The following is a 9517-nucleotide window of genomic DNA, read 5'->3' on the forward strand; positions in this document are numbered from 1 at the left end:
GCGCTGAACGCCTATCCCTCGACCAACCAGCCATAGAGCCGGTAGCCCTCGTCGCCGATGGCCATGAACGGCTTGAAGGTCACCGTCCCGGCCCGCCAGGCGTCGTCGGCCTCGCGCTCCAGCGACAGCCACTGCGCCCTGGTCATCGCCACCTCGCCGTGGCCGATCGGGAACAGCGCCAGCGGACCGCTCATCAAGGCGACCACCTGGGGATGGGCCGCGTTCAGCGGCTCCAGCCGCGGGGCCATGTCGAAGTCCACCACCACCTTGTCGCCCGGCTTCCAGACGCGGTTCAGCTCGACGAAGGTTCCGGGCCGCGCGGCCACGCCCGACGGACGGTCGTTGATCAGGATGCGGCTGCCGGGCCCCGCCCAGGCCGGAACGCGCAGCATCAGCGAAAACCGTCCCGGCCGGGCCGGATCAACGGCGATCTGCGTGTCCCCGTCGAGCGGATAGGTGGTCTGCTGATCCAGCCTCACGGCCAAGCCGCCGACCTCGGCGTGCAGGCGCGAGGGAACGTAGAGGTTCACGTACAGCCTGGCGCCGTCCTGCAGGTAGGCGCTGATCCCGTAGTCGGCCGCCAACTGGATGAAGGTTCCCGAACAGCAGGGCCACAGCTCGTCGCGATAGAACTTCGACGCCGTGTCGCTGTAGTCGGAATAGTAGAAGGTCTCGCCCTTCTGCGTGGTGTCACGCGCGCCCAGGATGGTGTTGTAGAGCACCCGCTCCATGCTGTCGCCGTAGCGGGAGTCCTTGGTAATCTGCAGCAGCGAGCGGGCGATCTTGAAGTGGCCGTAGGCGCCGCACGGCGTCTCGAAGGTCCGATGGGTCTCTGTGAGGGACTTCAGCAGGGTCTCGGTGTCGTCCGGCCCCACCAGTTCCTCGTTGGGTCCCCAGCTGCCGGTGGCGAAGGATTGCCTGGCCACGAAGTCGAAGCCGTTGCGGGCGGCCTTCAGGTACTTCTCGTCGCCGGTCGCGTACCAGGCCTGGATCGCCGAGTTCAGGGCGTTGACGTGGCTGTAGGCGTGCTTGCCTGCCAGCGGGCTCTCGCCGCGCGCCAGCGGGTCGAACAGCGCCTCGTCCTGCATGTAGCGCAGGGCCAGCGTCCGATAGCGCTCGCCCAGTCCCAGGCGCCAAGCCAGGAACAGGTTCTCTGGCAGGGTGTAGGGCTCGTCCCAGATCTCGGCTTCGCTGGAGTGGGGGCGCAGGCGGCGCTCCTCGCGGGTCAGGGCCTTTTCGGGCAGCACCGGCAGCACGGCGTCGGTGGTCCTATCCAGCGCGGCCGCCGCCTCCTTCACGTCGGCGTAGCGATACGCGTCGATCAGGCCGATCAGGATCTTGTCGTAGGTGTAGGCCGGCAGCATGTAGCCTTCATAGAAGCGCGGCGAGATGGCCTGCGAGTACTTCACCACCAACCCCCGCACCTTCTCGCGCGTGGCCGCGTCGCCGGTGATGGCGACATAGCGCGACAGGCCCGAGACGTACTGGCCAAAGCTGTGGCCGGGGATGTAGCCGTGCCAGTTGGCCGTGCTCCAGTCGTTCACGTCGATATGGAAATCGGCGCTGTCGTCGTACCAGCCGCCCATGTCCTCGCCGGGCGCCGGCAGGCCCGCGCGCTGGCGAAAGGGTTTGAGCAGGCGGTCGTCGTCCAGCCCCATGAACAGGCGGTGCTGCCAGTCCAGCTGGTCCAGCATCTTGCCCGAGCCCAGCCGCACGCGGTCATAGGCAAAGGTCGAGAGCGCCGGCTCGGCCTTGCCCCCCTTCGCGCTCCAGGCCGGAGACGCACAGGCGGCGCAGCAGCCGGCCGCCAGGAAACCGCGACGGTTCAACATGATCCCCTCCCCGCCCACGAAGACCTTGCTTCGCAGGCGGTCGCCATGTGGCAGGAGCGCTCCCCCGATCGCAAGTGGGAGCGGTAACGGGAATGGCGACCTTAAGCGGCCGCCGGCTTCTTCCGCAGCACCCGGGCCCGGCGCTTCTTCAGCCAGATGACCACGCCGGTGACGCTGAGCGCGGCGACCACCAGGCCCGTCAGCGAGATCAGGATGCGGCCGGGGATGCCCAGGATCCGACCCGAGTGCAGCGGGAACTGCGCCTGGACGAAGATGTCGGCCGCCGTGCCCTTCCAGGGCAGGCGCTCGCCCAGGTAGCGGCCGTCGGCGCCGTCGTAGTAGAGGTAGGGCGGACCCACGCCGCCGGCCCCGTGGTCGTCGCCCACCTTGTGGAAAGCCACGCCGTAGATGCCGTAGTGGGCCGAATAGAAGGCCCCGCCGACCGGGGCGGTGAAGCCGCGCGCCTGCGCATCGGCCCGCGCCTTGGCGATGATCGTCTCGTAGGTCTGCTTGGGCAGGATCGGGTTGTCGTGGCTGGTGGGCACGCGGGTGTCGAACGGCGTCGGCGAGACCTTCGAGATCTTCGACATCACCGGATAGAACACCTCGCTGTAGAGGTTCAGCGAGAAGGCCGTGAAGGCCACCACGAACAGCACGCCCCACAGCCACAGGCCGAACGCCCGGTGGATGTCGAAGTTGATGCGGTAGGCGCTGGCCTTGGTCTTGATCTGCCAGGCCGGCTTCCAGCGGCTCCAGAAGCTCTTGGCCGGCTTGCGCCCGTTCGTCCCGCTGGCCGGCAGGGTCAGGTAGAAGCCGACGAAGCAGTCCAGCGTCCACAGCACCGCGATCACGCCCAGCAGCCAGATGCCCCAGCGGTCGATCCCCCAGAACTCGGGAATGTGCAGGGTGTAGTGCAGCACATAGAGGAACGAGACGAAGGTCTCGGTCTTGATCGGCCAGACCGCGCCCCACTCACGCCGCCCCTGCTCGACGCCCGTCGCCGGGTCGATGAACACCTGATTGTAGCCCAGCTCGTAGTGCTTGCCGGTCTTGGGATCCTGGCGGGCGTCGACGCCGATGGCCAGGGTCTCGCCCGGCTCGGCCACCAGCGGGAAGTAGGAAACGATCACCCGGGGATCGCGCGCTTCGACCGCCTTGACGATGTCCAGCGTCGGCAGCGCCGGACCGTCCGACCTGGCGTGCATCAGGTGCGGGTTGAGCACGTCGTCCAGCTCGTGGTCCCACGAGATCACCGCGCCGGTCACGCCGGAGATGAACAGGAAGCCGGCCATGATCAGACCCACCCAGCGGTGGATGAAGGTCAGGGTCGGCCGCACGGCCGCGCGGACGGCCTTGGCCGCGCCGGCGGCCTTTCGCACCGGCTGCGCGGCGGGCGGCGCGTAGGGCGTGTCGAGATTGCGCGCGTCCATTCGGCCGCCTCCGGTTGCTCGGAACCAAGCAGAGCCGGCGCGGTCGGTCGCGCCGGCTCCTGGAAGGTATTCCTAAGAATGATTCTTAGAAGCGATAGTCAAGACGGACCGAGGCGTTGCGCGGGGCGGCGTAGTAAGCCTGCCCCCACATCACGCTGTTGAGGTAGGTCTCGTCGAACAGGTTCTTGATGTTCAGCGTGACCTTGACGTTGTCGGCCAGGTCGGCGCTGCCCATCAGGTCGACGACGGCGTAGGCCTTCTGGGTGACGACGAAGGTGTCGAGGCCCGAGATCTCGTCCTGCCAGCGCAGCGCCGCGCCGACCTTGGCGTTGCGCCATTGCGGGAAGCTGTAGGTGGTCGAGACCTTCAGGCTCTTGCGCGGCAGGAAGGTGCGGGCGTCATTGCCGTCCTTGTCCTCGAGCTCCAGCTGGGTCCAGCCGCCGCTGACCTGCCAGCGGTCGGTGACCATGCCGCTGATCTCCAGCTCGTAGCCCTTCGAGGTGGTGTCGACGCCGGTGTAGTAGGTGAAGCCCACCGGGCCCGGATCGCCCACGCCGAACGTGCCGGCGGCGGTCGCCAGGTTCTGCTGCTCGACCTTGAACACCGCGGCGCTGGCGTAGAGCTTGCCGCCGAACCACTCGCTCTTGACGCCCGCCTCGAAGCTCTCGCCCTGCACCGGGTCGAGCTTGCGGTTGCTGGCGTCGACCTCGGCCTGCGGATTGAAGATGTCGGTGTAGCTGCCGTACAGCGACACGTGCGGCGTCAGGTCGAAGACGAGGCCGGCATAGGGGCTGGTCTTGGAGACCGTGCGGCCCTGGTCGACGCCGTAGGACGTGCCCGACGTCTTCTGCTCGACGGCGTTGAAGCCCACCACGCCCTTCAGGCGGTCGGTGAAGTTCAGGTGCGCGGCGCCGAACACGCGGGTCAGGCGGTCCTTGATCTGGGCGGCCGAATAGAGGTCGGTGTAGGTGGTCGGCTCGGCGACGCTGCCCCAGTCATAGACCGACGGATAGGCCGGATAGGTCGTGCCCGACGAGGCGAAGTCCTCGCGCGTCTGCTCGGCGTAGCTGGCGCCGAACACCAGCTGGTGGCTGCGGCCGAACAGCGAGACCGGGCCGTTGAAGGTCACGTCGGCCAGATCCTGCTTGGACTCCGACGGGTAGTGGCCGACGAAGCCGCCGATGCCCAGGCCCGTGGTCTTGTCCGGATAGCCCGAGGCGTACAGCAGCTTGGCGTTCTGCTCGACGTCCTTGTGGGTGTAGGTGGCCTTGGCGCTCCAGTCGTTGTCGAACAGGTAGGTCGCCTCGACGAAGGCGGTCTTGTCGTTGACGTCCCAGTAGGTCCAGTCGGCCGAGGTGCTGGCCGAGCGCTTGTAGGGAATGCGCGTGCCGTCCGAGAAGCTCAGCGGCAGGGCACCCCACAGCACGCCGTCGGCCAGGTTGTCCTGCTGCGAATAGCCCCCGGTGACGTTCAGCTTCGGCGTCAGGTCCCACGACAGCACGCCGTAATAGACGTTCCGGTTGACCTTGTAGTGGTCGAGATACGAGTCGCGGTCCTGGTTGGCGTAGATCAGGCGGCCCGACAGCGTGCCCGAGGCGTTCAGCGAGCCCGAGACGTCGGCCTCCAGGCGCTTGTCGTTCCAGGAACCGTATTGGGCCGCGGCCGAGGCCTGGAAGCCGGCGATCGGGCGCTTGCGGATGTAGTTGACCGTGGCCGAAGGATTGCCGACGCCGGTGGTCAGGCCGTTGACGCCGCGCACCACGTCCACGCGGTCGAACAGGATGGTGTCGATCTCGCCGTACTGGATGCCCCAGTTCAGGGGCAGGCCCACGCCGTCGACCTGGAAGTTGGTCACGTCGAAGCCGCGGGCGTTGAAGTAGGTGCGGTCGGTCTCGACCCGCTCGACATTGATGCCCACCACGCGGTCCAGCAGGTCGGTGACGCTGGTCAGGGCGAAGTCGCGGATCTGCTGCTGGCCGACGATGGTCATCGACTGCGGCGTCTCGCGCAGGCTGAGATCCAGGCCGGTCGCGCCGGTCGAGCGGGCGCGGGCGCCGGTCACCACCACGCCGTCCACATTGCTGTCCGCAGACGCGTCCGCCGGGGCCTCGTCGGCATGGGCCATGCCGGCCAGAACGGCCGGGCTCATGGCGGCGGCGAGGAGGAAGGCGCGCAGGGAACGGGGCATCGGGGAGGCTCACATTTCGAGAACGATAATGATTCTCAAAAGCGATTAGTCATCCGCCCCGCCCGAGTCAAACCCGCCTCGGAAGGCTCGCCGTTTTCCACCCCCGCCTGCGTCCTTTCCGCCACGGCGCGGGAAAGTTGCAGGCGGTTAGCGCTACCTATTATGGCTGGCGAAGCGTGTCGCCCTCATGCCGAAGCCTTGCCGCAAGAGTTCGGATTGCGTCGGAAGCGACACCTTTTCGAACCCTTGGCGATCCGATCTCAGGACCGCCCGCCGCCGCGCAGCGCGCCCCAGCCGACCAGCGCCGACAGCGCCAGCACCACCAGCGGCGGCGGCAGGTGGCCAAGGTCGCGGTGCAGCAGCACGGTCAGCACCGCCGCGCCCATCACGCCGGCGGCCAGGGCGGCCCCCGCCGCTCGCGTCCGTCGAAGCAGCAGCATTGCGGCCGCCGCCAGCTCCAGCACGCCGGTCACGACGTGGAACCAGTCCGGATAGCCCCAGCGACGGTAGCTGGCGGCGATGTCGGGCGGCGCCAGAAGATTGCCGATCGCCCCGAACACGAAGAAGCCGGCCAGCAGCCAGGCCAGGATTGGAACCCAGCGTGGGCGTTGCAGGGAAAGGGGCATGGCGTCGGCTCCAGGGGCGCGGCTCCCCCATGGGAGCGCTTGACCGACGAAGCCTCTAAAACCTCAACCACGGTTGAGGTCAACGCGAGCGAAGACCCCCGCGGCTACTTAAGGACGTCGCCGATGAAGGCGTCGACCGCCTGGGTATAGGCGCCGGGCAGGCCCAGCGTTCGGTTGATGTCGGCATGGCTGAGCGCCTGCGGCAGCACCGGCGTCGTCACCCCCGCCCGCGCCGTCAGGTCGGCGAAGGCCCTGGCCTCGTCGCACGGCTTGTCGGGCCTCTGGCTGGAGCAGACCAGCAGCATGGGCGCGGCCGAGCGCGTCCACTGGTCCATCGGCGAGACCCTGGCCCAGCCGGCCGGATCGGCGCCGAACGCCTCGTCATAGAAGGCCGGATGACGCCGCTCCATGACGGTGGAGACCTTCATGGCGGCAGAATCGAGCACCACCGTCCCGGCCCACGGCCGGCCGACCATGTCGGGCCTGGCCGACAGCAGGGCGGCCAGGTGCGCCCCCGCCGAATGGCCCATCAGCACGATCCGCTTGGGGTCGCCGCCCCACTCCCCGGCCCGGGCCTGGACCAGCCGCATCGCCGCCGCCACGTCCTGCGCCTGCCCTTCCGCCACGGCCTCGGGCAGCAGGCGATAGTTGACGCTGACGAACACGTAGCCCTTGGGCAGCCAGTGCTTCAGCTTGTTCTCGATCGAGCCGCTGTTGGCCTTGTCGCCGATCTTCCAGGCCCCGCCGTGGACCATGACCAGCACCGGCGCGCCCTGCGCGCCCGGCGGAACATAGACGTCGATCGCCTGCTTGGCCGAGGTCCCGTAGCGGACCTCCAGCTTGCGGGCGCCCGGCGCGATGGCCTGCAGGTCGAGCGGCCGCGCCTCCTCCGCCTGCCGGTCCTGCAGGCGCTGGGCCATCCGCTCGCGCATGCGATCACGCAAGGGCCCCGCCTCGCCCGCGGGCGCCACGGCCAGGCCGGCGGCGAGAGCGAGGCCGACGAGGCCGAACGCGAGGATCTTGGTCACGGGGGCTGCTCCGGCGAGACGTGTCGCCAGGACTAACGCCGTCCCGATGATTTTCCGGCGCGCGGCCCGTCAGGCCGCTTGGCCGAACCCGTGCACGGCGTCGCGCAGGTGGCCGAAATTGATCGGCTTGGACAGCACGGTGACGTCCTCGAAGCCCTTGCGCGGCAGGGCCCCGTAGCCAGTGGCGAAGACGAACGGCACGCCCTTGGCCCGCAGGGCCTCGGCCACCGGAAACACCATCTCGCCGCCGATGTTGATGTCGAGCACCGCGCCGTCCAGCGACGACTTGCCGCCGTCGAGATAGGCCAGGGCCTCGCCCACGGCGCCGAACGAGCCCGACACCTCGCAGCCGAGGTCGGTCAGCAGGTCCTCGACCATCATGGCCACCAGCGCCTCGTCCTCGACGATCATGATCCGACGCCCGCTCATGCCGCAGCCAGCCTTTGCGACAGGGGCGCGCGGAAGGTGAAGGTCAGGCCTTCGGGCGCGAAGTCCAGCACGGCCGCGCCGCCCAGGTCGCGCGACAGGCCCCGGCGGATCAGCCGCGAGCCGAAACCCTCGTCCTTGGGCTCGGGCGGCGCCACCAGCGGGCCGCCGCGCTCGCGCCATTCCAGGGCGAAGGTGGGATGGGCGCCGCCCTCGTCCTCGACGCGCCAGGTGACGAAGACCTTCCCGGCCGGCGCCGACAGCGCGCCGTACTTGGCGGCGTTGACGATCAGTTCGTGCAGGGTCATGTGCACCGCCACCGCCGCTTCGGGCGTGATCTCGATCGGCGGCCCCTCGACCACGAAGCGACCGTCCTCCAGCCCGCCGAACGGGCGCATGGCCGCCGCCAGGATCTCGCGCAGGTGGGCCTTGCCCCAGGCCTGCTTGGTCAGGAGTTCGTGGGCCTGCGACAGGGCCAGCAAGCGCGATTCGAAAGACTCGTTGAAGGCCTGCGGCGAGGCGGCCGTGCGCAGGGTCTGGCTGGCGATCGACTGCACCGAGGCCAGGGTGTTCTTCACCCGGTGGTCCAGCTCGCGCATCAGGAAGGTGCGCCGCTCCAGCTCCTTGTTCAGCGAGGCGTGCAGCCGGCCGCTCTCCAGCGCCGCCGCGGTGGCGCGGGCCATCACCTGCAGCTTGGCCACGATCTCCGGCGGCGGCGTGTGCTCATTGGCCCAATAGGCGCCCAGCGCCGCGATCGGGTCGCGGGTGCGCACCGGGGTCATCACCAGGCTCTTGACGAAGGTCGGGCGGTAGGCGTCGTGCGGAATGCGGTCGTCCTGGTAGATGTCGGGGATCACCACCGTCTGGCGGTTCAGCATCGACCAGCCCGAGATGCAGGCTGTCAGGGGGAAGCGCTTGCCCTTCCACAGCGGGCCGATCGCGTCCTCGTCCAGGTACCAGCAGCAGTCGTTGTCGCGCAGCACGAAGGCTACCCCGTCAGCCCCCGAGATTCGGCGCGCGGACGAGCGCACCACCGCGGCCACCTCATCGATGGTCCGGGTGGCCGAGAGTTCCTCGATCGTTTCGACCAGGGTCAGAAGGGCGGAATCGTCTTCGCCGTCCGACAGGTCGTGCTCGGCCATATCCAACATACGAAAGGACGCTCGCGTATCCACTGGGGCCCGAGCCTAGCACGCGCGGGGAAGACAACAACAAGAGGCGTGATTACGCACGCATCTACTCACGGTTGCCGGGAAGGTTAACAGAGTCTTCCGGACGACGCACAGTCGAACCAGATCAAGGCTTTGAAGCGGCGCCTTGAGCAGTTTCCGCCCCGCGCCCTTGCGACAATCCGCCGCGCCGCCGCGACGGTCAGGCTTCGCACCCGGCGCAACATGCGCTATGGACCCTCTCCGCCGCGCAAGCGGCCCGGTAGCTCAGCAGGATAGAGCAGCGCTTTCCTAAAGCGAAGGTCGGGGGTTCGAGTCCCTCCCGGGCCGCCAGGTGCGGAAAATTCTGCATATTTTTCAAACCCTTGAATGTAATTTTGTCTAACAATCCTGGGCGGTTAGACAGTTTTCGTTCCTACTTAGTGCTTTGGACTTTGCGTATCGCCTCTTCAGCGCTGACACGCTGATCGGCCGCCCGGGTGTAGCGCTCAACTTCTTTCAACGATCGATGACCCGTAATGGCGGCGATCTGGTGCGCGGTGCACCCAGCCTCAGCTAATCGCCTCGCAGCAGACTTGCGCAGCCCATGGGCGCTGCGCCCTTTGGGCAGACCTGCTTCCCGTGCTGCCGCGATCACCCAATTCCCGAAGCCTTTCGCAGAGAACGGCTTGTCAAACGGCGTTGAAAATTGACCCCCTATCGGCGTCCAAAATTGACCCCTCTGTTGGTTGTCCTGGGCTGGCGGCGAGGCGCGTAGCCATCAGCTAGCGCAGCGCGTCGCCGCCGGGTGAGCCGCGTGAGATTCAGCTGCCCGGAGG

General features: G+C 68.1%; 8 protein-coding genes and 1 tRNA gene. 1 reads left to right on the top strand and 8 read right to left on the bottom strand.

Features of this window, described 5'->3' with window-relative positions:
• Positions 1-11: 11 nt before the first annotated feature.
• The 7 genes from AC1DCG_RS19025 to AC1DCG_RS19055 form a co-directional block, all read right to left on the bottom strand.
• Positions 12-1832, bottom strand: a complete 1821-nt coding sequence (locus AC1DCG_RS19025) for a beta-L-arabinofuranosidase domain-containing protein (RefSeq protein ID WP_477031269.1) — start codon at positions 1830-1832, stop codon at positions 12-14.
• Positions 1833-1933: 101 nt separating this feature from the next.
• A complete protein-coding gene (locus AC1DCG_RS19030; protein ID WP_477031270.1) occupies positions 1934-3262 on the bottom strand; it encodes a PepSY-associated TM helix domain-containing protein in 1329 nt (442 codons plus the stop codon).
• Positions 3263-3347: 85 nt separating this feature from the next.
• Complete coding sequence (locus tag AC1DCG_RS19035) at positions 3348-5450, bottom strand: TonB-dependent siderophore receptor (protein ID WP_477031271.1); 2103 nt, start codon at positions 5448-5450, stop codon at positions 3348-3350.
• Between the two features lie 260 nt (positions 5451-5710).
• Positions 5711-6076, bottom strand: a complete 366-nt coding sequence (locus AC1DCG_RS19040; RefSeq protein WP_477031272.1) for a DoxX family protein — start codon at positions 6074-6076, stop codon at positions 5711-5713.
• A gap of 104 nt (positions 6077-6180) precedes the next feature.
• Entirely contained in the window at positions 6181-7104 is a 924-nt protein-coding gene (locus AC1DCG_RS19045) for an alpha/beta hydrolase (RefSeq protein ID WP_477031273.1), read from the bottom strand.
• A 69-nt stretch (positions 7105-7173) separates the two neighbouring features.
• Positions 7174-7533 (bottom strand): response regulator, encoded by a 360-nt coding sequence (locus AC1DCG_RS19050; RefSeq protein WP_477031274.1) that lies wholly within the window; start codon positions 7531-7533, stop codon positions 7174-7176.
• Complete coding sequence (locus tag AC1DCG_RS19055; protein ID WP_477031275.1) at positions 7530-8672, bottom strand: sensor histidine kinase; 1143 nt, start codon at positions 8670-8672, stop codon at positions 7530-7532. Before AC1DCG_RS19055 ends, AC1DCG_RS19050 begins: the two co-directional genes overlap by 4 nt.
• Positions 8673-8955: 283 nt before the next feature.
• Between AC1DCG_RS19055 and AC1DCG_RS19060 the strand changes: the two genes are divergently transcribed.
• Positions 8956-9032 (top strand) — tRNA-Arg (locus AC1DCG_RS19060).
• A gap of 82 nt (positions 9033-9114) precedes the next feature.
• Here AC1DCG_RS19060 and AC1DCG_RS19065 read toward each other — a convergent pair.
• A complete protein-coding gene (locus AC1DCG_RS19065) occupies positions 9115-9399 on the bottom strand; it encodes a tyrosine-type recombinase/integrase (RefSeq protein WP_477031276.1) in 285 nt (94 codons plus the stop codon).
• Positions 9400-9517: the final 118 nt, after the last annotated feature.

The sequence above is a fragment of the Caulobacter sp. 10L414 genome (assembly GCF_056395525.1).